Origin of the sequence: Saccharibacillus kuerlensis DSM 22868 (genome assembly GCF_000378145.1) — a bacterium.
In the GTDB taxonomy this organism is placed as follows: Bacteria; Bacillota; Bacilli; order Paenibacillales; family Paenibacillaceae; genus Saccharibacillus; species Saccharibacillus kuerlensis.
The window spans coordinates 88,909-115,155 of the sequence record NZ_KB899287.1; the positions used below are offsets into that span (position 1 = coordinate 88,909).

Annotated in this window: 22 protein-coding genes; 2 read left to right on the forward strand and 20 right to left on the reverse strand. The window is 49.5% G+C overall.

Annotation, left to right across the window (positions count from 1 at the left end; genetic code table 11):
* Positions 1-231 precede the first annotated feature (231 nt).
* Positions 232-858 (forward strand): nitroreductase family protein, encoded by a 627-nt coding sequence (locus tag F456_RS0112760; protein WP_018977429.1) that lies wholly within the window; start codon positions 232-234, stop codon positions 856-858.
* Positions 859-1,070: 212 nt separating this feature from the next.
* Here the strand turns inward: F456_RS0112760 and F456_RS0112765 are convergent, their stop codons facing one another.
* The 12 genes from F456_RS0112765 to F456_RS0112820 all read right to left on the reverse strand — a co-directional run bounded on the left by F456_RS0112765 (position 1,071) and on the right by F456_RS0112820 (position 17,206).
* Complete coding sequence (locus F456_RS0112765; protein WP_051086741.1) at positions 1,071-2,504, reverse strand: DHA2 family efflux MFS transporter permease subunit; 1,434 nt, start codon at positions 2,502-2,504, stop codon at positions 1,071-1,073.
* Positions 2,505-2,631: 127 nt separating this feature from the next.
* Positions 2,632-3,216: a TetR/AcrR family transcriptional regulator gene (locus F456_RS0112770; protein ID WP_018977431.1), complete on the reverse strand. Its 585-nt coding sequence runs from the start codon at positions 3,214-3,216 to the stop codon at positions 2,632-2,634.
* A gap of 187 nt (positions 3,217-3,403) precedes the next feature.
* Positions 3,404-5,221, reverse strand: coding sequence for an oligoendopeptidase F (gene pepF, locus F456_RS0112775; RefSeq protein ID WP_018977432.1), 1,818 nt, complete (start codon positions 5,219-5,221; stop codon positions 3,404-3,406).
* Between the two features lie 188 nt (positions 5,222-5,409).
* Entirely contained in the window at positions 5,410-7,302 is a 1,893-nt protein-coding gene (locus tag F456_RS25015) for a cellulase family glycosylhydrolase (RefSeq protein ID WP_018977433.1), read from the reverse strand.
* A 215-nt stretch (positions 7,303-7,517) separates the two neighbouring features.
* Positions 7,518-8,744, reverse strand: a complete 1,227-nt coding sequence (locus F456_RS0112785; protein ID WP_018977434.1) for an MFS transporter — start codon at positions 8,742-8,744, stop codon at positions 7,518-7,520.
* A 388-nt stretch (positions 8,745-9,132) separates the two neighbouring features.
* Entirely contained in the window at positions 9,133-9,699 is a 567-nt protein-coding gene (locus F456_RS0112790) for a hypothetical protein (protein ID WP_018977435.1), read from the reverse strand.
* Between the two features lie 299 nt (positions 9,700-9,998).
* Complete coding sequence (locus tag F456_RS0112795) at positions 9,999-10,601, reverse strand: nitroreductase family protein (RefSeq protein WP_018977436.1); 603 nt, start codon at positions 10,599-10,601, stop codon at positions 9,999-10,001.
* Between the two features lie 81 nt (positions 10,602-10,682).
* Positions 10,683-11,402 carry a DUF1266 domain-containing protein gene (locus tag F456_RS0112800; protein WP_018977437.1) on the reverse strand — a complete coding sequence of 240 codons (720 nt, stop codon included), beginning with the start codon at positions 11,400-11,402 and terminating at the stop codon, positions 10,683-10,685.
* Between the two features lie 17 nt (positions 11,403-11,419).
* Positions 11,420-13,900, reverse strand: a complete 2,481-nt coding sequence (locus F456_RS0112805; RefSeq protein ID WP_018977438.1) for a tetratricopeptide repeat protein — start codon at positions 13,898-13,900, stop codon at positions 11,420-11,422.
* 1 nt (position 13,901) lies between these two features.
* On the reverse strand, positions 13,902-15,602 hold the full coding sequence (locus F456_RS0112810) for a molecular chaperone HscC (protein ID WP_026293867.1): 1,701 nt from the start codon (positions 15,600-15,602) through the stop codon (positions 13,902-13,904).
* Between the two features lie 222 nt (positions 15,603-15,824).
* Positions 15,825-16,166 (reverse strand): DUF3243 domain-containing protein, encoded by a 342-nt coding sequence (locus F456_RS0112815; RefSeq protein WP_026293868.1) that lies wholly within the window; start codon positions 16,164-16,166, stop codon positions 15,825-15,827.
* 122 nt (positions 16,167-16,288) lie between these two features.
* A complete protein-coding gene (locus tag F456_RS0112820; RefSeq protein WP_018977441.1) occupies positions 16,289-17,206 on the reverse strand; it encodes an NAD(P)/FAD-dependent oxidoreductase in 918 nt (305 codons plus the stop codon).
* 709 nt (positions 17,207-17,915) lie between these two features.
* Between F456_RS0112820 and F456_RS0112830 the strand changes: the two genes are divergently transcribed.
* On the forward strand, positions 17,916-19,262 hold the full coding sequence (locus F456_RS0112830; RefSeq protein WP_018977443.1) for a hemolysin family protein: 1,347 nt from the start codon (positions 17,916-17,918) through the stop codon (positions 19,260-19,262).
* A 107-nt stretch (positions 19,263-19,369) separates the two neighbouring features.
* Here the strand turns inward: F456_RS0112830 and F456_RS0112835 are convergent, their stop codons facing one another.
* The 8 genes from F456_RS0112835 to F456_RS22525 form a co-directional block, all read right to left on the reverse strand.
* Positions 19,370-19,639, reverse strand: a complete 270-nt coding sequence (locus tag F456_RS0112835; protein WP_018977444.1) for a hypothetical protein — start codon at positions 19,637-19,639, stop codon at positions 19,370-19,372.
* 164 nt (positions 19,640-19,803) lie between these two features.
* Complete coding sequence (locus F456_RS0112840; protein WP_018977445.1) at positions 19,804-20,706, reverse strand: aldo/keto reductase; 903 nt, start codon at positions 20,704-20,706, stop codon at positions 19,804-19,806.
* Between the two features lie 29 nt (positions 20,707-20,735).
* Positions 20,736-21,494, reverse strand: a complete 759-nt coding sequence (locus tag F456_RS0112845; RefSeq protein WP_018977446.1) for an acyl-[acyl-carrier-protein] thioesterase — start codon at positions 21,492-21,494, stop codon at positions 20,736-20,738.
* 270 nt (positions 21,495-21,764) lie between these two features.
* Positions 21,765-22,349 (reverse strand): nitroreductase family protein, encoded by a 585-nt coding sequence (locus F456_RS0112850; protein WP_018977447.1) that lies wholly within the window; start codon positions 22,347-22,349, stop codon positions 21,765-21,767.
* Positions 22,350-22,380: 31 nt separating this feature from the next.
* On the reverse strand, positions 22,381-23,412 hold the full coding sequence (locus tag F456_RS0112855) for an aldose 1-epimerase (protein WP_018977448.1): 1,032 nt from the start codon (positions 23,410-23,412) through the stop codon (positions 22,381-22,383).
* Positions 23,413-23,579: 167 nt separating this feature from the next.
* Positions 23,580-24,581 carry a Gfo/Idh/MocA family protein gene (locus F456_RS0112860; RefSeq protein WP_018977449.1) on the reverse strand — a complete coding sequence of 334 codons (1,002 nt, stop codon included), beginning with the start codon at positions 24,579-24,581 and terminating at the stop codon, positions 23,580-23,582.
* A gap of 202 nt (positions 24,582-24,783) precedes the next feature.
* Positions 24,784-25,149, reverse strand: a complete 366-nt coding sequence (locus tag F456_RS0112865; protein ID WP_018977450.1) for a replication termination protein — start codon at positions 25,147-25,149, stop codon at positions 24,784-24,786.
* Positions 25,150-25,545: 396 nt separating this feature from the next.
* Complete coding sequence (locus F456_RS22525) at positions 25,546-26,247, reverse strand: general stress protein (RefSeq protein WP_018977451.1); 702 nt, start codon at positions 26,245-26,247, stop codon at positions 25,546-25,548.

The following is a 26,247-nucleotide window of genomic DNA, read 5'->3' on the forward strand; positions in this document are numbered from 1 at the left end:
GAATTTGAAATCTCCTTATTTGTAAAATTTCAGTCGATGATTTTGATTATATCGGATTCTATATTCATGTCCAACTTTCATACCATAACAAACCTCTATAATAACAAACTTCTATATTTTCATTGACTAACTTTTATAAAGCAATTATTATACATATAGATAGCGAGCATTTTAAATGCTTTCATTCTGCTTTTATAAATTTTAAATCTCATAGAAGTGTAGGTGTGCATTATGCAGGATCTAACCGCTCTTATCCAAAACCGCCATTCCGCAATCAAATTCATTCCCAATACACCGATTTCCCGCAGCGAACTGAAAGAGATGTTCGAACTGGTCAAACTCGCTCCTTCGGCGTTCAATCTGCAGCATACGCATTATACCGTCGCTGTCGACGAAGAGGTCAAAGAAAAGATATATGAAGCTTCCGGCGGCCAATATAAAGTTAAGCTTGCTTCTGCGGTCATTGCCGTATTTGGCGATACCCAAGCGTATACCCATATTGCCGAAATGAACGAAGGCTTCCTCTCACTCGGCATCATCGATCGTTCGGAGTTTGAGATGACGGTACGCAGCGTCACTGAATTTTACGAAATTCGCGGCAGCAATTTTCAGCGGGAGGAAGCGATCCGCAATGCCAGCCTATCTGCTATGATGTTCATGCTGATCGCCAAAGATAAAGGCTGGGACACCTGCCCTATGATCGGCTTTGACCCGGAAGCCGTCCGTGCAGCGGTAGGCGCTCCCGATCATATGACTCCCGTCATGCTGATTGCGATCGGCAAGGAGGAACCATCCCGGCTTCGTCCGAGAGGCTACCGCAAGCCGGTATCCGAATTTGTGACGTTTGACCGTTTCTAAGAAAAATATTGTCTTCAACTACCAGGCTATGTTTTCGAAAAGCAAAACAAAATTTTCGCATCATAAATTCCGCCCTCAACCAAACTCAAAGCTGCCCTACAATAGAACCAGTCATTAAAACTAAAAAAACCGTTTCTGCAGAAATAAGACATTCTGCAGAAACGGTTTTTTTGTTTATCAGATTTTATTCATACTGACATCCCAGCCTACAATTAATGCGGTAGTCTTTCGGCTTGAGCTTCGCCTTTCTGATGCCCTACGTTGACCCGCTTAATGAAGAAGGATACAACGAGTCCAACCAGTGCGATAATTGCGCCAAACCGGAATACGTGGCTGACGCCATGCGTTAATGCTTCAGAAGCGAACAACGGAGATGTCGGATCGCCGTCGAAAGATATAATTCCCGAGTTCATCAAACTGATTGCAAGCGCGGTACCGATCGCACCGGCTACCTGCTGCAGTGTGTTCATGATCGCCGTACCGTCGGGATAGTACTCAGGCGGCAGTTGGTTCAGACCGTTCGTCTGAGCCGGCATCATGACCATGGAAATCCCGATCATCAAGCAGGCGTGAAGGGCGATAACGAAGCCAATCGACGAAGCCGTCGTAACGCTCGAGAAGAACCACAGAGAGGCCGCAGCGATCACAAGTCCGATTGGAACGAGCCATTTCGGTCCGAAACGGTCAAACAAACGACCGGTTACAAGTGACATGGCTCCGTTAATCAAACCACCTGGCAGCATAATCAATCCGGTAGCAAGAACGCTGACGACAAGCCCTCTTTGCAGATAAACCGGAAGCAGAACGAGCGAAGACAGAATGATCATCATGGCCAGGAATACCATCAGCAGGCCAATGGTGAACATTCGGAATTTGAATACCCGCAGATTGATCATCGGCTTCTCCATTTTCATTTGTCTCCAGCTGAACAAGATCAATGCAATGACACCAACGATCAACGAAACGATAACGACCGGATTTTCCCAGCCACCGCCCGCTTCTCCTGCTCCCTCGCCGGCACTGCTGAATCCGAAAACAATTCCGCCGAAACCGAGTGTCGACAGCAGAATCGACAGCACATCGATCTTGGGCTTGCTGACTTCCGATACGTTCTGCATATACTTTATTCCAAAGCCCAAAGCGAACAGCAGGAACGGCAGACTGATCCAGAAAATCCAGTTCCAGCTCAAGTGCTCAACGATCAATCCGGCAATTGTCGGTCCGATTGCCGGAGCACTCATCATGACAAGACCGATCAAGCCCATAGCCGAACCGCGGCGTTCCGGTGGGATCACGACAAGAATCGTATTGAACATCAGCGGAATAAGCAGTGCCGTCCCGACAGCTTGAATGATTCGGCCTACGAGCAGCACAATAAATGTAGGCGCAATCGCCGCAATGAATGTACCCGAACTGATAAATACAAGAGCCGCGATAAACAGCTGCCTCGTTGTAAAACGCTGGAGCAGCAGTCCCGAAACCGGAACCAGAATACCAAGTACGAGCAGATAACCGGTCGTCAGCCATTGGATTGTGGCATACGAAACGTTCAAATCTTCTGTCAGCTGAGTCAGCGCAACGTTCAGCGCCGTTTCACTGAACATTCCGATAAATCCGCTGAGCAGCAGAGCAATCATAATCGGCATGACTTTGATCGCTTTGCCATCCAATCCTGATCGTGTTTTTCCTTGTGCGGTAACTTCCACTCTTATTGCCTCCTATAAAACTTGCTAAGTATTTTATATCAAAGCATCCCTTGTCCGCCCACAGCGGTTATTGACGGGAATGCTGTTTGATCAAATCCGGAATATACTTGGCTGCCGTTAACAACGGCGTCGCATCTCGCGTTGTGGTAGCCACCATCAAGGTGCCTTCCATCATCGTAATCAGCATAAGGGCAAGATCTTCTGCCGTTTTGCGTGCCGCACCATCCTCTTCAAGTTTGTCGGCCAATACCATCTGCCAACTGCGGAATACGTCTGTACAGGCTTCCCGAAGCGAATGGCTCACACACGAAGTCTCGACAGCAGCCCAGAAACTGAATGGCATAAAACCTCCAAACTTTTGCCTCTCCATTTCTTCCGCCAACTCGGTCATCATAATCGGCAGCGACTCGGCTGCGGTTGACTGATCGTTCAGTTTGCTCCAGAACGTATTGGCCACTTCTTTGCCGATGCGCTGAATACATTCCAATGCCAGTTCCTCCTTGCCTCCCTGGAAGTGATAATAAAGGGAGCCTTTCGGCGCTTCGCTTTCCTTAATGATCTGATTCAACCCGGTGGCATGATAACCCTGTGTAAAAAAGAGTCGGCCTGCCGTCTCTAAAATGGTATCCCGGGTATTTTTTTTTGCGGACAATCTATCACCCCCGAAAATTATAACGATTGGTCTATATAAATAAAGCAAAAAAAATCAAGAAAGTCAATTGCATTTTCAGAAATTTTACATAATGAAAACGAACAGCGCTTAATTTTCAAGCGCTGTTCGCAAAAATCAACTTTATGTTTAACTGTTCTTACATTTGTTTTAGTACGAGTTTCTGGGTTCAGCCGGCCGTTTCTTCCTCGAACAATTCGCAGAGTTCGTCAATAAGCGATCCGACATATTCGACCGCACTTCGAATTGTTGCCGGATCGGACATATCAACGCCTGCCATCCGGGCTAACTCAAGCGGTGTTTGGGAACCGCCTGCTTTGAGCGTATCCAACCAGCGATCAATGGCAGGCTGCCCTTCTTCGCGGATAATTTGCATCATTGCCGTCGACAAGGTGAGTCCTGCCGAATAGGTATATGGATACAACCCCATATAGTAGTGAGGCTGTCTCATCCAAGTGAGTTTCGCATCTTCGGTCATCTCCAGCGTATCGCCCCAGAACCCGGACAATACTTCGCCTTTTAGATCGCTCAACACTTTGGCCGTGATTGCTTCGTCGTTCATGGCACGAGAGTAAATCCGGCGCTGCAGTTCGCCTTCCAGCAGATGCGTCACGAAATTGTGATAATACGTATTCAGCAGCTGCATAATTACCCAGCGGCGCAGCCTTTTATCCTCGGAACGTGAACGTAAATGCTCGGCGAGCAGCAGTTCGTTCATCGTCGATGGTGCTTCAATGAAATAGAGCGACGGCCTGGAATTGACCATACGCTGATAGCGCTCACTCAGCATTAGATGTCCGGCATGACCGACTTCGTGCGCCAGTGTAAAAGCGCCGCGCATATTGTCGGACCAGGACATAAGAATGTAGGAATGAGTACCGTAAATCGACGCGCAGAAAGCCCCGGTCGATTTGCCGATATTGGTTGCATGATCGACCCATCGCTGCGTAAAGGCCGCTCCGACAATTTCTCCATATTCCTTGCCGAGCACGCTTAGTGATTCCTGTACCGTCCGGCAGGCTTCTTCATAGGTGATGGAAGGACTGTAATCCGGATCTAGCGGTGCTTTGAGATCACAGTAGTACAGGGTGTCCAGTCCGAGCAGCTTCTTCTTGAGTTCGGCGTATTTGCGCATATGCGGCGCCAGTTCGCTCTGAATCGTATCCAGAATGGCGCTGTACATCTTTTCGGTCACCTGCTGTGGCTTCAGCAGCATCTCTGTAACGGAGTCATAACCCCGAAGACGAGACATGACGACCTGACGCTTGACCTCCGCTGCATAAGCTTCCGCAAATGTATTGCGGTAAGCGTGAAGCCCTCGGCTGAACGAGGCGAAGGAACTGCGGCGCAGCTCGGTATCCGCATTCATCTCGTAATCGGTCTCATATGAAGCAAATGATACCGGGTAGCTGCTGCCGTTGACTTCGACACTTTCAAACGTCATGTCAGCCAGCTTGCCCCGCAAGTATGTACGGTATGGTGCTCCATGAACTTCCGCCAAGGAAGCCAGCACTTTCTCCGTTTCCGGCGACAGACTGTGCGGTTTCCGTTCCAGCAGCAGCTTCAAGCTTCGCTCGAAGTCGGCAAGCCCCGATTCTTCCTCCAAATAACGTTCGATCGTGCCGTTTTCAAGCTCCAAAATTTCGGATTCAATAAAAGTGAATTCCGACGCCAGCTTCGTCAGTGCATCGCCGGACTTTGCCGAACGAGCTTGGTTGTCCGGATTTGTTCCATCTTCCGTCTGACGAAGATATGCATAAGCGCCTACCTTACGTGCCCTTTGCATGATGTCTTCTTGTGCGTTCAGACATTCAAGCAGTATCGAAGCGCTCTCCCCGAGACGTCCCTTGAACTTCGTCACTTCGTTCGCGCTCTGCAGAACAAGTTCCAATTCCTTGTTCCAATCTTCTTCACTCAAAAACAAATGCTCCAAGTTCCATGTAGAAGATTCAGGTACCTCTGCACGCGTCAATACTTTGTCGCTCATGCTCTTCACTCCTCTTCATCAAATAAATAAGGCGCGGCGGCAGCGGGAATCTTGCACAGTCCGCTTGCCTCCGCGCCTGTCCGGCAGTTGTCCCGTCCGGGAATCCGCTTCTTTATTTTAACGCGGACACCGAATCGTTGCAAAATGCCAGAGAAGGTTAGGTTTTCCATGAAGGATGAAAGTTGTATTTAAGGTTCAATACCGTAGACACGCTCACCATTAATGTACAGAACGACACGATTCCATTCACCAAATTCCGTCTGATCGGCCTTGTACGAATAATCGTTTGTTTCGTCGTAATTGCTCCAATCGGCTTTATGAATACGTGACTGAATCTCGCCGCTCTCTCCGCCCGCCGGGATGGAACCCGAAACAAAACTCAGTTCGACGTAATCGGTCGCTCCTGCAGGAGAACCGGCTGTACGGCCAAATGCCGCTTTTACATTTTTCGCACCTACTTGAGCCCAATCGCAGAAATAATTTTGCCCGCCTGCGCCTTCGTTTGTATAGTAATAACGAATTTTAACGTTTTTAAGATCTACTGACGAAGAACCGGTGTTGTGGATGTTGAAAATGGGACGCAGTGCATTATCCGAAGCATTGGTGTCCATGATTCGATACAACAGCTTCAAATCTCCACTCCCTGTCGATGGGGGTGTTACTGGTGAACCGCCGGATGCAGCCGGCTTGGCGGATACTTCCGCAGAATCGACCCCTGCACCTTTCGCATTAACGGCCCCGACCTTATAGCGATAGGTTTTACCGTTCACTGCTGTCGAATCAATGAACGATGTTTGGGTAACTCCTTTTTGCAGAATCGAATATGTTCCGCCTCCTTCCGCGCGTTTGACCATATAGGTATCCGCGCCGGAAACGGCATTCCATTTCAACGTTACTTTAGCGCTACCGGCTGCTGCCGTCAGTCCTTGGACTTGTGCGGGAAGCTGCAGCGACGGTATCGGTGTCGGGGCTGTTCCTCCCGTATTGGCCGAACCCAGCCGCATCTGTTCGCGTACGAATTTGCCTGATGCGGTTAACTGCGCTTGCGTCCAGCCTCCTGTTAGACTTGCCCCCGGAGCCAGAGCAGCCGAAGCTTCCTGCTTATCCGCCAGCGACCAGTTTGTCCAGCTGATGCCCCGATCTGCCATGAAATCGGTCCATTCCTTGGATTGTGCCAAGAACGGACCGCCGTTACCCGACGCATCACTTGTTCCCCATTCACTGACAAATACCGCCAGCCCTTTGTTCATTGCGGCATCGACCCGATCACGCAGCCATGCACCGTGCGTTCCGGCATAGAAGTGTACCGCATACAGCACATTGGATGCTTTGAGTGGAGAAGCCGCCGCATCGTGAATGTCCTGGCTCCATGTACCTGTTCCGACGATAATCGGATTATTCGGATCTTCTGCGCGAATGGTCGCAATCACTTCTTCCGCATATGGCTTAATCTGATTCTGCCAATTCACGTTTCCGTTCGGCTCGTTGGCGATTTCATAGATGATGTTGGGTGTATCGCCATAAGTCTGAGCCATCTCTCTAAAGAAAGCTTTCGACTGCGTTTTGTACTTGTTTGGATCACCGTCCGACAAAATATGCCAGTCCACAATCACATATACGCCAAGATCAATTGCGGCATCTACTGCTTCCTTAACTTTGTTCTTCAATGCCGGATTGGAAATATAGCCGTCCGCTTCCGTATACATCGCTACCCGGAATACGTTCAATCCCCAATCGTCGCGCAGCCATTTCATGCTTTCTTTGTTCACATAGCCACCAAACCACTGAATACCGTGCGAACTCATGCCCTTTAACTGCACAGGACTGCCTAATGCATCAGTCAGCTTTCCATTTTTCACAGACAACTGTCCATGTGTATCTACGAAGCTGGATGCCTGAGCTGTGCTCGCCGCACGTACAGAAATTAGCGATTTTGTTCCCTGCTTTTGACTTGATTTCAATGGTGCCGATAATTCTTTGGCAGAAACCCGATTTCCGGATCCGGCCCCAGCAGCAAGTACAGCTATAAGCAGACAAGCTAAAAGCAGGCTGAATCCCTTGATCCACAAACGATTAGACATTTCGTTATCCCCTCCACTACAATTCTTGAATGACTTCTCTGCCCTATTACCCATCATAATCGCCATTCCTATTAAAAAATACCATATTTTTGTAAAAATTAACTGAGGCTAAAGACTGTTTGTCGCTGGCTTAGTCTTTTTCACTTTCAATTAAAAAAGCCCGATTCCCTTTGGGAACCGGACCTTGAAACCCATATTCTGATTTCACCTGCTAGTTAAGATGCTAATTCTGTACCTTTCGTCTCCTTGCCAAGGAATGCGACCGAAGCGGCGCCAATCAGGATTACCACGCAGAACATTGTAAATATTGCGGTAATCGCAACTCCTTGAGAGATGAGCCAACCGACCAAGAATGGTGCGATAATCCCACCGATCCGACCGAACGAAGCGGCAAGTCCGGCTCCTGTTGTCCGGATGCTGGTAGGATAATGCTCCGGCGTATAAGCGTACAGGCCTCCCCAGGCTCCAAGGTTGAAGAAAGACAAGCAGATGCCTGCCGCAATCAGTGAAGGCGTTGTCGTAGCAAGTCCGAACCAGATGGCGCTTCCTGCAGTCAGTACAAGATAGACGACTAGAACGAATTTGCGTCCGAACTTCTCGATGAAGTAAGCGGCGGTAAAATAACCCGGAAGCTGTGCAAGAGTCATAATCAGTACATACTCAAAACTTTTGATTAGACTGTAGTCCTTGTATACCATAACCTGCGGTAGCCACAGGAACATGCCATAGTAGGAGAAGACGACTGTAAACCAAAGGATCCAGAGCATGATCGATGCCCTGCGGTGTTCCGGAGCCCATACCTGAGCGAATCGTTCTTTAAGTTTCACTTTCACAATTTTGTTTTTCTGGGAAAGGAAACGAGGCGAATCGTCGATCTTTCTCCGAAGATACAACGCATAGAAAGCCGGTAAAGCTCCGATGACAAAAGCAATACGCCAACCGGATTCAAAATTTGGAATAATGAAGTATGCAATTAGCGCGGCAGCGATCCAACCACCGGCCCAAAAACTTTCGAGCAGAACGACGGTTCTTCCCCGTTCGTTCGCGGGTACCGATTCCGATACAAGCGTGGATGCAACCGGCAGCTCTCCGCCGAGACCGAACCCGGAAACAAATCGAAGGATGCACAGCATAATAAAACCGGTTGCGACGGCAGACAGTCCGCTCGCCAGCGAGAAAATTAACAGTGTCCAGAGAAGGACCGACTTTCGTCCGAAACGATCTGCGAGAATACCGGCACAGGCTGCTCCAACCGCCATCCCTACCGAGTTGATTGCAGTCAATACGCCCAACTGCTGTGGACCCAGCGACCATTCGACCGCAAGCGCAGCAGCAACAAAAGAAATCAATGCTACATCCATCGCGTCGAACAACCAACTCATTCCTACACTTACCAGTAAACTTCTCCGTTTCGGCTTGCTGAGTGCTTTAACATTTCCCATTCACTTTCTCCCCATTTCCTCTTGTTGGGCGCGGCCCTGGGACGATGTTGTTCATCGAGACACATCGCTTCCAAGACTAGCGTAGGAAAAAACGCAAAATGTCTTTCCATCATGCAGCCATTATTTCATATTTTGAATCTGCAGTTTTTGTGAAAAATGGCTCAATGTTAGAAAAACGTATTTGTGTTTCTTTTCACGCGCGCGCCGGGATCTCATTTCGAGTCTGAATCATTCTATATCTTCCTGTTCGACATGTAAAGAAAAATTACGTCCGCATAAAAACTGCTTTCCAGCTTGCTGAGAAGAAAAGAAATACCAGAAGTTAAAATAACAAAAAACTCCGTTAGACCCAGAAGGTCCAACGGAGTTTTCCATTTATTTGTACGATTTATGGGATATACTGCTGCACAATTTTTACAATAACGCCGTCCTTAACTGTAATGTGGTAAGGGAAAGCACTCAAGTCAAGCAGTCCGAGCGGGTTATTGTACTGAGCTTCGAATTTATCCAAAGTAATCAGTTCATCCCAATTGATTTCCATGTCTTCGTAGTTGCCTGTACGATCGTAAAGCTGCATCAGCACTTCTGCATTCGGTGCAGTCTCCATCGTAACTTCGCTAATATCTTCGTTTACGATGTAGTAGCCGTCCGGAGCTCCGCCGATTTCTTCAGCTGCATCCGGATTTTCTTCCAAGAACAATTTGTCGGCTTCTTCGCCGGTGTACCAATCAATGCGATCCGTTTCAAGCTGTAGAGCGCCTGTATCATTCTTTTCAACCGAGTTGATAAAGATCGTATATGTTTGTTCCGTCGAAGTTTCTTTAGTCGTATCGGACGCTTGTTCTGCGGGAGCGGCTGAGGCTGGAGTCAAAACGTTGGAAGCCGGAGCATATCCGAATCCAATCATTATGGCGAGAAGTCCCGTACCGATCATGCTGAGTGTTGTTTTTTTCATAGTTGCTCTCCCCTTTCGAAGGTCCCTGTTGTGCAAGTTGTAGGTATTTCTTATTACCCGAAAGCTTGCTTGCACAAACCGATTTTGCAAATTTCCTTTATATTTTCATTATAGGACCTGGTGTCAAAGAAAGAGTGTCGATTCGATAAAGAAGTTCTTACAAATTCGACTCTTTTGAAAGGAAATGCGAGGAAAAGGAGAAGACTATGCTTAGATTTCGACATAAAAAAGAACGAAGCGAAAATCGCTCCGTTCTTGAGCAAATGCAGTCGTCCTTTTGCCCTTGAATATTCTATAGATTATTTAAAAACTTTTACGCGTTCTTCGATTGGCTGAACAGCCTTCTCTCCGGCTTCAACAGTCGGACTGCCAAATGGCATCTGAGCTCTAAGCTTCCATTGTGTCGGCAAATTCCATGCTTCTTGAACACCGGCGTCGATCAGCGGGTTGTAATGTTGAAGCGTAGCGCCAAGACCTGCGTCACTCAAAGCGGTCCATACAACGAGCTGCAGCATACCCGAAGATTGATCAGCCCAAATCGGGAAGTTGTCAGCATAGAGTGCAAACTGATTTTGCAGATTCTTCACGATGTCCTGATCTTCAAAGAAAAGGACCGTGCCGTAACCGCTCTTGAAGGAGTTGATCTTGTCCGTCGTCGAAGCGAATGCTTCTTCGGATACCGCCACTTTCTTCAATTCGGCCAGTGTAATGTCCCAGAGCTTATCGTGCTGTTCGCCGAATAATACGACGGCTCGGGATGTTTGAGAATTAAACGAAGTCGGCGTGTACTTAACCGCTTCCTCTACAATCTCTTGAATTTTCGCTTCGTCGATCGAGATGTCTTTGCCGATCCCGTAAATGGAACGTCTGGCTTTAAGAGCTTCAAAAAATTCTTTCGGCACGTTAAAACTCCTCCTCACTGAATAACGAAAATATTTTAAATAACTTTTCGTAACATACTATATATCAGTTCAAATGAGGAGTCAAGCTTTCGAATTCAAGTCTGAATGAAGCGGATTTTCTGTTTCTTCCTCTATAGTATCCTTCTCTAGAGACATATCCCAAGGCAATCGACGCCACAGACTGCGTGAATCGGTCAGCAGAGTCGATACACAGTCGATATAAGGCTTGGCCGCTTCAGCGGACGGCTGATTATTCCAAATTTGACGACCCGCCAGGTAAGCAGCAGCAAATTCCGGCCAGTTTTTGTAAAGCTCCTGTGCTTTTCGGGCTGCAGCGGCAGCAAGTTCAATGGAGCGTTCCGCTTCCAGCCAGCCTGCTGATTGAGCCGTCCGACAAATGAAAACGTATTGGCCAAGATCCCAAGCGGCAATTCCCGCTCGGGAAAGCTTGCCGCTGTACATCTGGACAAGCCTAGCATGATTGAACAGGGCAGCATTGCTGTTCAGCCGATCAAAATAATGTTCGCGGTCACGGAACGACAAAGCGCTGATGAAGGATTCGGTTTTGCGGTATGACGCTTGACTGCCTTCCTCCCACAGCCAGTTCAGATGCTTCTCCAGCGATTCTTCGTCCTTTACCGACCAAGTGTGTGCCAGCAGCTTGCGCAGTTCTTCCCTGCGTGATGCTGGCCATGCGAATCCGGTTTCTTCAAGCAGACCGTTCATTCGAAACAATACGGCTCCCATTGCGAACGCACGCATGCTGCGCTTGTCCGTTTCTCGTATGCGCAGCTTTTCCACTCGCTCAGCCCCTCTCTTTACATGCTGTGAATATCGGGAAGCGGATCGCTCGACGGTTTTGGAAGGACCGGCTGCGCCTCCACTTTAGGCAGTTCGACTTCCCGTTCGCGACCGAACCACTTCCATTTGCGGGAAGAGCGACGATGCAGCAGGCGCCCAATTTCGGCCAGAACGGGGCGTTCGGCGTCTGCGGTCAGCGCTTCGTCCACAAGAGCTTCCGCTTGATCGTAATGCCCCAGCGCCGCTAGGCTTCGAATCAGGTATTCTTCCGCTTCACGCTGCAGCCCTACCTTGCATGCCGCTTCAAGAAATTCGACCGCTTGACCGTACTGCTCCAAGCGGAACAAAATATAGCCGCCGTATAGCAGCACTACAGGGTCCTGTTCCTTGGGAGGGATCTGCTCCGTATAACGAATAATGGCCGATTCAGCTGATTTCCAACTGCTTTTCGAAATGAACAAATGTATACGCTGGAGATAGGCCCATCCGCGCCGCGGATAACGTTCAATCAGCAGGGTCAATTCCCGATCAGCCTCCTCCAAACGATCCAACTGCAGCAGCATTTCGGCGGTAAGACGCAGGGGCAGATATTCGGAGGGTGCGATACGGGCTGCTTCGCCATAATATTTCAGTGCTTCTTCCAGGTGTCCTGCAGCCCGGCATAGATCTCCTTCAAACACAAGGCCGAAAGGATCTTTCGGATGTTCTCTTCGGTAACGTGCCGCAGCTTCTGCAGCCTGCTCACGGTTTCCGGCACGAAAATGTGTCTCTGCCATAAGCAGCAGAACAGCATTCGGGAAACCGCGTTCCAGCGCTTCTCCGAAGTATTCGATCGCATGTGGATAATCTCCGATACGAAGGAAGCAATAACCTGCTCGGAACCAGGCTTCGCTCAATCCGCGATCGTATTGGATTACTCGCAAATAATCCAATAGGGCTTCCGGATAACGGCCCAGCGAATACAAGGAGTCTCCTCTCGCCGAATGGTAATACCACTGCGAAGAGAGTTCCAATGCATGATTCAACAGCTGCAGTGCGTCCTCGTAGCGGCCTTCCATGCGAAGCGACTCGCCGAAGCGATACAGCGCTTCCGGATCGGATGGATGCAGCAGTAGGACGCACTTGAGATCATCCCTTGCTTCTTCGAAGCGTTTGAGAGCCATTCTGATCAGCCCCCGAAGCTTCAGCATGTCCGCCTGCTGCAGAGGATCCTTTTCTGTTTGCCGTACAGCAATAGTAAGCCTCTCTTCGCTTTCTGAGTAACGTTCAAGCTTTCCGAGAGCTTTCCCAAGCAAAAAATTCAGCTGGGCATCGAGCGACTGCCGATTTTCCATTTCCAGAAGCAGTTGAACACATTCCTGCTCCTTTCCGGTATCCAAATACAGCTCTGCCAGTATTCGAGCGTCCATCAATTCATTATGCTCATTCCTAGTCATACCGTTCGCCAGTCTGTCGTTAAGCATAAGCAAACGAATCTGCGCATCGAGGTCTTCCGGATAACGAGCACACAGAGCTTCATAAATCTGCTTGGCCTGCCACGGCTCTCCTAATTCCTCCAAGCATATCGCCATTCCGCTTAATGCATGAATGCTTCCGGGCAGCAGTGCCAGCAGAGCCTGATATTCAGTCAGCGCAAGCTTCCATTCCTGCTGACGCCGCAGCGCATCCGCCTTCATCAACAGAGCTTCCGGTTCTTCAGGTTCATCTTTTAGCCACTGTTCCACTACCTGCAGTGCTGATTCTGGCTGATCCTGCCTCATATAAAAAATCGCAATCAGCCGCAGACAGTCGGGTTCACGGTTGTTGAGCAGCGCCGCTCCCTTAAGCGCTTTCTCCGCCAATTCCAAATCGTTTAGTACCAGCGCATAATGGGCCTGTTCGCGGAATTTCAGAAATGCGTCGTAATCGTAAGGCTCGTCAGCTGCCAATCGATCATAACGCAGCTCCCAGAAGCTGGAGAAACGCTCCATCAGCAGTCCTACTTCAGTTTTGTCATAACTTTCGTGTAATCGACGCTCTCTAGTTGTCCATTCAAAATGTCCATCCAACAGATGGAGCACCTTTTTCGGAAGAAACGGATGCTTAAGCATAAATCCGAACAGCTCATATCCGATGCGTTCTCGCGTCTCAATCGGCCAGAAGAGCTCGTCGTCGAGTAGCTCCTGCCATTCTTCCGGCTTGATTCGTCGTTCGATATCGGCATAGATTTCCTCGCAGCGGCGGATGAACTGTGCAGTAGGCGATTCAGGTCCCGGCTCTGCAGCGGCAGGTTCCGGATCTCTCAGACGTTCCAGTTCCGCTCCGCTAAGAGGTGGGGAATCTCCGTTTTCGGCCAACAGTTTCGCTTCTTCGAGCGCAGCCTCATAGGATCGGCGGATCTGCTGGAAACCTTCCGGGTCATCTTCCGGATGGCATTCTTTTAATTTGCGCGCATAAGCCCGTTTGATTGTTTTGATTTCCGAGGTCGGTTCTATTCCAAGCATGGTCCAAATGTTCATATTAGTCCTCCGGCTGTTTTTCCGCCAATTCCAGCAGCTCCTTCAGCATCCCCGCTTCCTTGCGGATTTCCCGTTCGTCCTGCCGGGCCAGCGCCGTTTCGAATCGTCGTAACGCTCCTGCGATTCTGGTTCGGTTGCTGCCCAATGTTTCTTCATAAATGCGGTCGCCTCGAGCTAGAAGAAGCCGATTTTCAGCTTTGTCGCGAGGATGAATTTTAATTGCCTCAAGTTCCTGAAAGCGCTTCTCGACCTCTTCCATCGACATTCCGCTGGCATCTTCTCGGATAAGCAGACGATGCGTTTCTTTTGTGGATAAGGTTGTCACTTCCACTTCCAGAATGCCGTTGATATCGTAAGTGAAACGGACATCAACCGCCTGTTCGCCCGCCTTTCCTTCAGGAACCGGGATTTCGAGCTGACCCAATTTGATATTGTTACGGGTCAAGCGATTTTCTCCCTGGTAAATTTCGATACGGATCGTTTTCTGATCGTTGCTGACAGTATAGAAGCGCTCGACGCGGCTGGCCGGAATTACAGTGTGGCGTTCGATAATGGGGAAAAAGTGTCCACTGTCATAGCCGCCGTCACCATTTTTGACCGTAACCATTGTGCCGAGTGTATAGGGACAAACATCGGTCAATACAATTTCTTTCAATTCCTCTCTGCGCTCTTTCATAGCCGCTACAATCCCTGCACCAATCGCAATAGTTTCGTCGGGATGGATGCGTGCAGCTGGCAGTCGTCCGAACAGCCGCGCGGCAAAAGAATAAATGAGCGGCATCCGAGTGGCTCCCCCGACCATAATAATCTCTCCAAGTTCACGCGGACTTAAAGAGGCATCTTTCAGCGCTCGCTCCACCGGTTGGCGCAGCCGATTCAACAGCGGCTTGGACAAATGTTCAAACAACCCGCGATCAATCGTCCATTCGTACGCCTCTCCGGCCACCGTGCATACGAGCTTTGCATCCTGCTGCATCGTCAGCAAACGCTTGCCCTGCTCGGCTTGTTTGCGCAGCGCCGCCATTGTCCGACTATCCAAGTTTTCCTTGTCCAGCTCGCAGCGTTCGAGAAACCGTTCAATGAGCATATCCGTAAAATCTTCGCCGCCAAGAAAAGCATCGCCTGCTACCGACTTCACTTCCATCACGCCATCGAACATATCGAGAATCGATACGTCGAACGTTCCGCCGCCAAGATCAAAAACGAGAAATTGACTTTCTTCCTGCTCCAGATGCAGTCCGTACGCGACTGCCGCAGCGGTCGGCTCATTGATTAAGCGCTCAACGCGTAATCCGGCCAATTCACCGGCACGTTTGGTTGCCTTACGCTGAATATCGTTAAAGTAGGCGGGAACACTAATTACCGCCTCCTCAATTGGCTCTCCCAAAAAAACTTCTGCGTCCTGTTTAAGTGTCCGCAGGATAAAAGCGGACAGATCTTCCGGCGAAAATTCATGTTCGCCTAATTTGTAACGCCGGTCCGTGCCTATGTATCGCTTAAAAAGCGAAGCGGTTCGTTCAGGATGCGTCATCAAACGCTCCCTTGCAATCTCTCCGACCAAAATCTGTCCGTTGTCGTCTACGCCGACAACCGAAGGCGTCAATACATTTCCGAGTGCGTTCGGAATCAGCGTGCTGCCCTCCGCAGTCCGATAAGATGCTAAGCTGTTTGTTGTTCCGAGATCGATTCCGATAATCGCCAACGCTTTCACCTCACTTTTCGTTTTCCTTCTATTATAGACATTTTTTGTATAAACGAAAAAAAGGAAAACCTTCCTAATGTTCCCGGAAGGTTTCCCCCAAAATCGGTCAGCTGCTTTTGTGTGCGTCATAAGCTGGATGCAAGTACAATCCGATTTTTGTTCTTAACCAGCCGGTCTCAGTCTCCTAAAATTGCGGATCACCGAGTAACGGTCTGCTCTGAATCAGGCATTCTGCGACAGACGTACGAGCATGTGAGCCAATTGATGACGCTGTTCTTTGTCGCCTACTTTCCAAAGTTCCTGCAGCAGTTTTTCTTCGCTGTTGCGCGGATCTTCATTAGCGGCAAGATAATCAGCTACTCTCTCTGCTACTTTAGCAAGTTGCTCTTCGCCGAGGCCGATGCTTTCCCCGATTTTGATCCGTTTGTGGAGGTACTGCTTGAAAGCTTCGAAATCTTGAAGGATTTGATCCTTTTTGTCATCACCGATACGGTCGATTGTTTGTTCAACCTTATCCGTTTTGACCTCGCCGTCTTTAGTTACTGCGTGCTGTTGTTCTTTGATATCGCTCATTGTTCATTCTCCTCTCGGTTGTGTAGTTTCTCGAAAGCGGATGATGATGGAGTTACTTCAAAGGATTAAGCACCTGCTGAACTATTATTAACCCATTTGCCGAATATGAACCGTCATCTCTGCGATTTATGAATTTTGCGCAATTTTTTATGAATCCAGATAGCCGCTTGTGTGCCTTCTCCCATTGCAATAGTCGAAAGTTCGGAATGCAGTCCAATATCGCCGGCAGCCCATACTCCGTCAACGTCCGTCATTTTGGTGCGCGAATCAGTCTTGATATGCCGGTTGTCTTCCAATGTAACGCCCAACTGCTCCGCCAGCTCTACCCGAACGTGATTGCCTCCGAAAGCGATAAACCCGCATTCCGCTTCCAATACCCGTCCGTCTTCCAGCACCACGGATTGAATATCCCGGTTCTCGTCAGCATGCACTTCAGTCACTTTCTGTTCCTCATAGTCAATGCCAAGCTCACGCAAATGATCGATCAAATGCTCTTCGATCGGTTCAAGTTCGTGATTGACATAAGTCAGGTTCGGTGTGCGTTCAGCCAGCAGAACCGCCATGCCTGATCCATGTTCGCCCGAACCGATCAAAACGGTCTTCCGGTCTACAATCTCGTAGCCGTCGCAGTCCGGACAAATATAAACACTGTAGCCAAGTGCATTTCGCAGTCCCGGAATTTCCGGATACCGATCCATTACACCGGTTGCGATTAGCAGCGTATGCGCGGAAAAACGTTGGCCTTTTCCTGTTATCACAAGAAACTTTTCTCCATCGCGTGCCGTTTCTGTTACTGTTTCCTGTATAAATTCCACACCCAACTGCTCTGCCTGCTCTCGACCGGTTTTGCGCAAATAATCGCCGGTTACGCCTTCAGGCCAGCCGATAATATTATGATACGTATGGCAGACCGAAGAACGGCCGTAACCGGAATCGATCACCAAAACTTTATGCGTACTGTAGCGTCCCAATTGAATCGCAGCCTGGGTGCCCGCGATTCCTCCTCCGATGATAATGCAGTCATACAGCATAAACAGGCTCCTCTCCAGTATCTAAGCGGAACTCCCGGAACTTTCAATAAACTTCAAATTCCGGGTCCGTCTTGTTTTTGCTCGCTTTTGCATAGTAGGTTTCAAAAAATATATACACCAAAAACAGCCTTTTGAACGTTTAATCGCTATAAGCTTTATTTGACAGACACACTGCGGATTCATACAATCTATTTAGTTATGGCGTTTTTTTCTTTATGACGAAGCGCCTTGATATCAACCGGACATCTTTTACAGAAAGGAGTCGTTTCCCTTTTCGAACCGAATACGATGGCCCCTATACGTTTCTCACAGCGCGAAAAACGGGGGCCGCTTTATTTTTGTCTTTTTACTGACGCTTATTTTATGCCTATCGCCTGCTATTCTCAAAGACAAAGATCCTATCGATCTTGACGAAGCTCTGGACAATCTCAATAGTGCGGACACCGGAGTCGGACTGCTGCCTTCCGGTTTGTCGACAATGTTCTGGACACCGGCTGTCGTACCGTTCGAACCCGACCCGATACCGCCTTACGACCCTTTCTTTCCACTGCATGCAGCGGAACTGATGATTGGCTGGGCGGTGATGCTTCGCTTGAAGCGTTTGCTTCTGCGACCGCTCAAGTTTCTCTCCAATTACGTGGGCAAAACGCGATTTCACCCCATTTATTGAAATTGCGTTTGATACACGAAGGGAGAGACACTCGTTCATATGGGAGTTACAATCGCCGTTAACCTTACACTGGTCGCGCTGTTGATCGCCGCTACCGCTTATTTTGTTATTACAGAATTCGCTATTATCCGGGTCAGAAGCAGTCGAATCGACCAACTGATTATGGAAGGCAACAAGAGGGCTGTCAAAGCCAAAAATGTCATTTCCAATCTCGACGGCTCATTGTCCGCCTGCCAGCTTGGTATTACAATTACCGCGCTTGGCCTCGGTTCACTGGGCGAACCGACGATGGAACTGCTGCTGCATCCGGTATTCGAAGCTGTTCCTGCCATACCGGAAGCTGTAGCTTCCATACTGTCGTACGTTCTGGCCTTCGCAACGATTACGTATTTGCACGTTGTTGTAGGCGAATTGTTCCCAAAAACGGTAGCCATCCAGAAAGCGGAAGCCGTAACACTCGCTGTCTCGGGATCGCTGCTCGTTTTTTACAAAATTATGTATCCGTTCATTTGGCTGCTTAACGGTTCCGCCAATCAGATCGGCCGCCTAATCGGCATGAAACCGGCCAATGAACATGGAGAAGCGTTTTCGGAAGAAGAGCTGCGCCTTATCCTGAACGAGAGTTACGAAGGCGGCAAGATCAATCAGAGCGAATACGGCTATGTCAGCCGCATTTTCGCTTTTGACGAAATGCTCGCCAATGAAATCATGGTTCCTCGCACCGACATGGCATGCTTGTATCTTGACAAGTCACGCGAAGAGAACCGCCGGATTATTTTGCAGGAACAGTATACGCGTTTCCCTGTCGCCGATATGAGCAAAGATAATATTGTCGGCATGGTTAATACGAAACAGTATTTCCTGGCGCTTGAAGAAAATCCTGAGACCGATGTTGCTTCTCTCGTTCATCCGGTCATGTCCGTCTCCGAATCCATGGCAGTCAAAGACTTATTAAAAAAAATGCAAAAAGAAAATACGCATATTGCAATCCTGGTCGATGAATATGGCGGCACCTCGGGAATGGTGACAATTGAAGATATCCTTGAAGAAATTGTCGGAGACATCCGCGACGAGTTCGACACGGCCGAGGAAGCGGAGCTTGTTCAGCTTTCGGAAGATCATGTGATTGTAGACGGCAAAGTATTTATTCATCGTATTAACGAAATTCTGCTTACGGATCTCGATGATGAAGAATTGAATACGATCGGCGGATGGCTTTACGGACACAAGCCGGATTTGGTCGTCGGGCAAAAGTGGCAGTACGAAAATCTCGAATTTTCGGTACTGCGCCGCGGACCAAGGCGCTATCGCAAGCTCGAAATTGTCCGGCATCCGGTCGTTCCTGACGAAAATGCCGAACGGAATACATTGGAAGAAGAAGTGTAAGCTATCTTTCATAACCTTCGTTTTGTCACAGCATAAAGACAGCCCTTCCGGAATTCCGGAAGGGCTGTCTTTTTTCTATTCTCAAACGTCTTCATTCAGAGCAAAAATTAAAATCCGCTCTTATATTTATCGTTGCTGGAGGAGCGATCTTTGGATGTTGCATCTTTGTTTTTCTCTTCCCGCTGTTCCATGGCGATATCTTCCATCGGAAGCGGATCGACATTCATTTCACTCTCGTGCATATCGAACAAACTTTCATTCCCTGTCGGATACTGCTCGGCATGATCGTGCGGTCCTTGGCGGTTGTCGTCTTTCTGACTCTGCTGCTGGGCCGCTTCTTCTTCGCGCTGTTTGGCCTTGTGGTGTTCGTTATCCATGTCAGTTCGCCTCCTGTTATCAGCTTCTCTCCTCCTTTACCCGTAACCGGAAGCCTTCTAAACGGGAGACCCTTCAGTGTTCAAGAAGTTCAAGGCATGCCAAAAAGCCGGATCGGCAAACGGATCTCTCTGCATTTGCACGAACCGACTTCCTATTAGGAAAATTAACGATGCTGTGTATATTCGTTGGCAGGCACGCCGGAGCGGATCGCCTCCAACTCAGACGCCGTCAGCGGAGTGCTTGTGGCTGCTTTTACATTGGCGTGCAGCTGTTCCGATGTACTGGCTCCTGCCAAAACGCATCCGACAGCCGGGGAAGCCAGAGGGTAGCGCAGTGCCGTTTCGAGCATAGGGCGATTTGAAGCGGCCTTCACCGCATCTCGGAAACTGCGGAGCTCTTCTTCCTCGTAACCCAAATATCCTTTGGAAAGTTTATTTTCTCCAACATCTGTCAGTATGCCGCTGGCGACAGGGCCTCTGGCGATTACACTGATGCCTTCTGATTTCAGCAGCGGCAGCACTTCTTCTTCCGGACGCCGATCCAGAATGCTGTATTGACTCATCACGCTGACGATATTTGATCGGGAAACGTATTCGCGGATCACATTCGGCCGGATCGAAGAAATTCCGTAATAGCGAATAACGCCTTCCTGCTTCAACTGCTCGAATGCTTCGATCGTTTCGTCGATCGGATCGTCGAGTGTTCCTCCGTGCAGCTGATACAGATCGATATAGTCCGTACCAAGCCGCCGCAGACTATCCTTAACAGCGGAAAGGATATAAGTCTTCGAAGCATCCCATGTCCAGCCTTCCTGTCCGGGTATGCGACGATTACCAACCTTGGTAGCCAAAACAACATCGCTACGTCGTCCACGAATCGCTTTGCCAACCAATTCTTCATTACGGCCCTCATCATAAAGATCCGCCGTATCCAGAAAATTGATGCCGAGATCAAGCGCTTCATGCAGCAGCCTGATTGCTTTATCTTCTTCGATTCCAATCGACATGCAGCCTAATCCAATCTCTCCGACCAACAGTTCCGAACTGCCCAATTTGTTTTTTTTCATGCTAATGGCACTCCTTTGCTTCCTTGAGATTAAACTGCTTTTTTATCCTGATTTTGAGCAAGTGTCAGTACCGCTTCGAATGTTCGACGTCCCTCTTCCGATTCACCCGAAATCCATACTTGTTCACCTTGTCCTCCGCGGCGGAGTACGATGCGATCTCCAAGTGCGGCCTCACGGCTGTAAGTAATATGCAGCGAGCAAATTTCCCCGGTACGCAGTTCCTCCGGCGTTAATAGGTCCGTACACAAATCCGCATAGCGGGCATTGTTCATATGGCCGTAACAGTCTACTGCGCTGTATGGAACCGTATAAGCTCCAGCTTCGGCCCAACCGCCATCCTCGTCTGGCAGCTTTACTTTGTCTGGAGGGCCGTTCAGCGCAGGGCGACCACTAACCGGCAGCGGAAACGGAAAGGCTGTCGGCCGCAGAATGCGACGCTTTGCAATATCGACCAGCGTCCAGGCGGTCGAGGCTTTAACAAGTTCTCTGCCCGCTTCATTCAACAGCTGATATTCCCGAGTCCACAGTACTCCGGATGCACCGCAATTCCAAGTTTCCAGCGTCAGCGGTTCACCCAGACGGGGAACCTCCGCCAATTCGAGATGAGTTGTCATTAAAATCCAGGCCATGCCTTCTTCCAGCATTCGGCCAACCGTAACGCCGGCATCTTCAAGATGACGGTCCGCGGCGTTCTGCATGGCGCCAAGCAGCGCAGACAAACGAACCCGTCCGGAAAAGTCCGATTCGGTTACCGAAACGCAGAAAGGTTCTCTCCATACATCCTGCATTGTCGTTCTCTCCTTTCAGGCGGGAACTCTCCCAACCATTCATCTTTTATTATATCGCCGTGCTCGGCAAAGACCAAACTGTGCAACATGTGGGACTCCGGCGATTATGGAAGCGATCGTGTCAAAACACACGACATTCTAGCGCTTCGGCAGCTGTTAATTATTGGATATGATTAGACATGCCTGCACATTTCACAGAAAAAGCTCCGCTTCTCTAAGAGAAGCGGAGCCCAAATATCAAACAACTAACCACAGAAACTTTCCGTTCAATCAGTCTTCGGTTCCGTCAATCCAAACCGTCTTCGACTGAATTGGCTCACGCTTGCCTTCACCAGGTTCGCGGTCCGGCCACCCCAAGTAAATGAAGCCCAGCATCTGACCGTCCGCTCCAAGTCCAAAGCGTTCTGCCATAAGCGGATGGTAGCAGAGGCTTCCGCTTCTCCAGACCGCACCAAGGCCCAGAGCATGAGCTTCAAGCAGCATATTCTGGATCGCCGATCCTACTGCGAGCGTTTCCTCCAGCGGAATAACTTTGGGTCCCGATACAGGTTCGCATCCAACCGCAATAATGGCAGGTGCGCGCTGAACTTTCTTCAGTGCGGAAGCCAGCATATCCTCGTATTGCTCCGGCGGAGGGTTGATGCCTTTCTCCGCCGCTTCGGTATCCGTCATAGCCGAAGCCAGCTTGGCCCGGCCTTCTCCCTGCAGTACGAAGAACCGCCACGGTTCGGTTTTACGGTGATTGGGTGCCCACGTTCCCGCTTCCAAAATGCGCTCGATATGTTCGCGCGGCACTTCTTCATCCTTGACCGACCCAACGCTGCGCCGGGTACGAATCGCTTCCGATACGTCCATTACGATTCCTCCTTTGCCAATAATCAACCGATTAAACGCCGCTCGCCAAATCTACCGTATAGATACGACTGTTAGCCTGCCAGATCTCGCCCGGCTCAACTGCAAACAGTCCCATATTTTCGGAAGGCAGCGAGAGGTTAGGGGCATTCACAAGGTTGACCTGCGGTTCTGGGCAGATAAACGAACCGCCTGCTCCGCTGTTCCAGATCATCCAGTGACGATACGATGTTCCTACGTCATAGACCACTTTGACTCCAATTTTGGTATCGGTAATCTCCGCTCGGTTGCGTCCGCCCTGCGGTACAGCGGTATAGTGGTTGTCCATCGAATCGACATAAGGATTGACGCCGCTCTCACGCATCTCTTCTTCCCATTCTTCCAACGGCTGGAAGTCTCCGGTAGGCAGCATACGTCCATCAAGCTCTCGGCGCTGTCCGATTGTGACTTTGATGCGGCAGTCTTCCGACGAACTTTCTTCCGCGAATGGTGCATTCAATGCCGTATGGAACGCGAGCAGTGCCGGCAGCTTGCGTCCGGATTCGTTAAAGAGCGTTACGTCCTGTTCCAGACCAAGCGAACTAAGCGTATAACGAATTCGCAGGGTGAAGGCATAAGGGAAGTATTCATACATTTTGTGCCCTTCGCCGACTCGATGGGACAGCGAAACGAAGCTGCCCGCTTCGGAAGCCCCAAACGCTTCAACTTCCCAAGGCAGTGTATGCAGGTACCCGTGCAGGAAATTCCCGGTCGCTTCTTCATTGACAGGGAACTTGTATTCTTCACCGTTCCAGTTCAACTGACCGCCATCATACCGATTGGGAGGGAAAAGGGGTGGAATACCATGTGTGCCGGGATCGGCTACAAACGCATCCATTTCTTCCGGCTCGCGAAGAAAACGAAATCCGCGCTTCGTATCGCGAAAAGCGATCAGATTGCCACCAATTTCCGGAAGTGCAGCTGCTTCATAATCGCCGTATCTCAGCCAAACAGCCTCTTGTCCGTTGTAATCGCCGCGTCTTGCTTCGTACACCGGCGGGGTTCCGGCATTTGGATTCATCGACATATACAGTCTCCTTTAAATCAAAATGGAATCACACAGGGTTTATTATACCCCGCAGTGAGAGGCGCTTTCAATTTGAAAAAAAACCAGCTGCAAAAAATGCAGCTTGCTGCTCACCCTATACACTTCTAATTCGGCTTCAGCTTGAATATCTGCGGGATTGGTTTCTTCTATGTATGCGGGATGTCCACTCGGCACCCTTCCCGTGCGGACTTGAGACAAGCGTCGATCGCCCGCATATTGCGAAGAGCATCGTCAGGCGGAAAAAGAAGCGGTTCTTCACCAAATACAGCCCGGGCGAATGCATCGGCCTGCAGCATGTAGTGATCTACACAGGGCATTTTCTCCTCACGGCGTTCCCTGTTCGTATCCACGATAATTTGCGGATTCCCCCTCCAATCAAACATATAAGGCATTTCTATCCGGCCTTTGGTCCCCGTTACTTCGAAATAGGAGCGGTTGTACGACCACATCCCGCATTCGAAACTCAGCCCAACGCCTCCGGCAAAAGCCAACATGCCGGAAGCAGCCATATCTACGTCATCGTGATCCGGCGAGAAAAAGGCATGGGCGGACGCCCACAGCGGTTCACTCCCCATAATCATACGCGCGGCCGAAATTGGATATACTCCAATGTCGTAGATGGATCCGCCGCCCATTGAACGGTCAAAGCGCACATTGCCGGTATCTTCAGGCGTACAGTAATTGAAAACGCCGCGCATTGACCGCAGCTCCCCGATTTCCCCGGACTTTATGATCTCTTGCACACGCCGATGTTTTTGTCCGTGCCGATACATAAAAGCTTCCGCAAACCATACACCGTTCTCTGTGCATGCCTGCAGCATAGCCGCTGTCTCTTCCGCATCAAGTGCCGCCGGCTTTTCGCAAAGCACATGCTTGCCCGCTCGGGCCGCACGAATCGTCCATTCTTTATGTAAGTGATTCGGAAGCGGAATGTAGACGGCGTCAATCTCCGAATCTTCTAACAGCTCTTCATAACTTCCATAATAACGAGCGGCTCCGGTACGCTCCGCCATTTCGCGAGCCTTGTCTGTATTCCGACTGGCAACAGCCCACACCGCTCCTCGTTCCGAGTTTTTGACAGCCGGAATAAAAGCTCCCTCCGCAATACCCGCCGTTCCCATGATTCCCCACTTAAGCGTCCGAACCATTCAGACTCCTCCTTTTGAAACTCTGATGACATACTCAAAATTGCAGGATCATTGCAGCCCCCTTTATGATAACGTTTTCTATTCACTTCGCCAACTTTCTTTTCAGCTCAAAAAGAGGGGATCACTCCCCCCTTGATCTGCAGATGCATCGGACTGATTCCTGTTTGTACGACTTTATCAATTAAGATTCTGAACTTGAACGCTAAGTCCCGTAGTTGTCTTCGGCCGCTTTATTCAGCATGCCCAAACAGCGATCAAGATCCGTTTTCACCTGCTTTTTGTACAACTTGGCTTTTTCCGGCCCGTCTTCGGTAAAGTGATACAGAACGATTTCCTGGAAATCAACACGGGGATCGCTCCCCTTCAGTTGCTTGGTCCGATAAAAAACGCCTTCGTGCACAAGTTCATGCAGCGCACGGTAAATTTCGCTTTGTGGAGGCACATACCCGAAGGGCTTGAAGCTTTCCTTCATCTCTTCGAGCATCTGATAGCCGTATCCGCGCTGCTGTTCGACCATGGTGATCAGGTACAGTTTGATAAATGCCCGTTGGGCGATCATGAAGGCCATGTTTTTCTCCTCCTTTTCGGGTGAACGCTTGTTCCCTTTCTATTATAATCGACTTTGTGCAATTTCACATCTTTTAGAACGGATTTAAGTAAAAAAGCCTTCATCTGCTCTTTTTCTCTTTTTTCATACGGAGAACAGTAAGCATAACTTACATAAGCTGAATGAAGCGAAAACGCGATTTTTCTATTATGAATTTTTCATGTGTTGATTTTAATTTTCGTTTTCTGTCTATTCTTAAAAGTTGAATGACGTAAAAAAGAGGTGCCTTGAGGCACCTCTTTCATAATTCCATATAAATGTGTTCTCCGCATCTTTATCCTTGCAGCCGCCCAGTTTCTTTCTGTGAGTCAAACGGTTCATGCAAACAGCCGTATCTGGAAATTCATACTGCTGGAGTTACATTCTGCGGTCGCCCCGTGGAGGCAGCGCATCCGCAGGGTCGTCGAGCGTGCGGCGGCGCTCTGCCTCCGTCAATCCTGCATCCGGCCCTACATTGTCTGCAGGATTGATGCTGCCCATACTGCCGCGCGTCGTAGCCGTATTCATTCCCGTGTGCAACGTGCTTCCCGTATTCATCTCGCTGCCGTAACCCTCTTCCGTCGTTTGATAACGGTCGGCATTGAGCGAGCGGTTCTCACGGAATGAATTATATACAGTTCCGCTTCGAGCATCTTCATCAACCAGCACGAGGATATTGCCTCGATCCAGATGACTCTCGTATTCTTTGGCTTCATGTTCCGGAATGCCAAGGCCCACAAGGCCGCCTACCAGACCACCGGCGCCCGCTCCTACTGCCATCCCGGCAATCGCCGTAGCCAGAGGTCCTGCTGCCAAAATCGGACCGATGCCCGGAATAGCCAGAGCGCCTACACCCGCCAGCAGTCCAGTTACTCCACCAAGTACACCGCCTGTAGCCGCCCCTGTTGCGAGACCTTCCGGTGCTTTTGTACCTGTTTCTTCATCTATCGCTCTCAAGTCGTTCCGGTCTTTTGCTACTACCGAAATTTCATCCGAAGTAAAGCCCTGCTGCTGCAGATTCTGGATCGCACGCGAAGCTTCCTGTTCACTTTCAAATACACCTACAATTTTCTTCTCCAT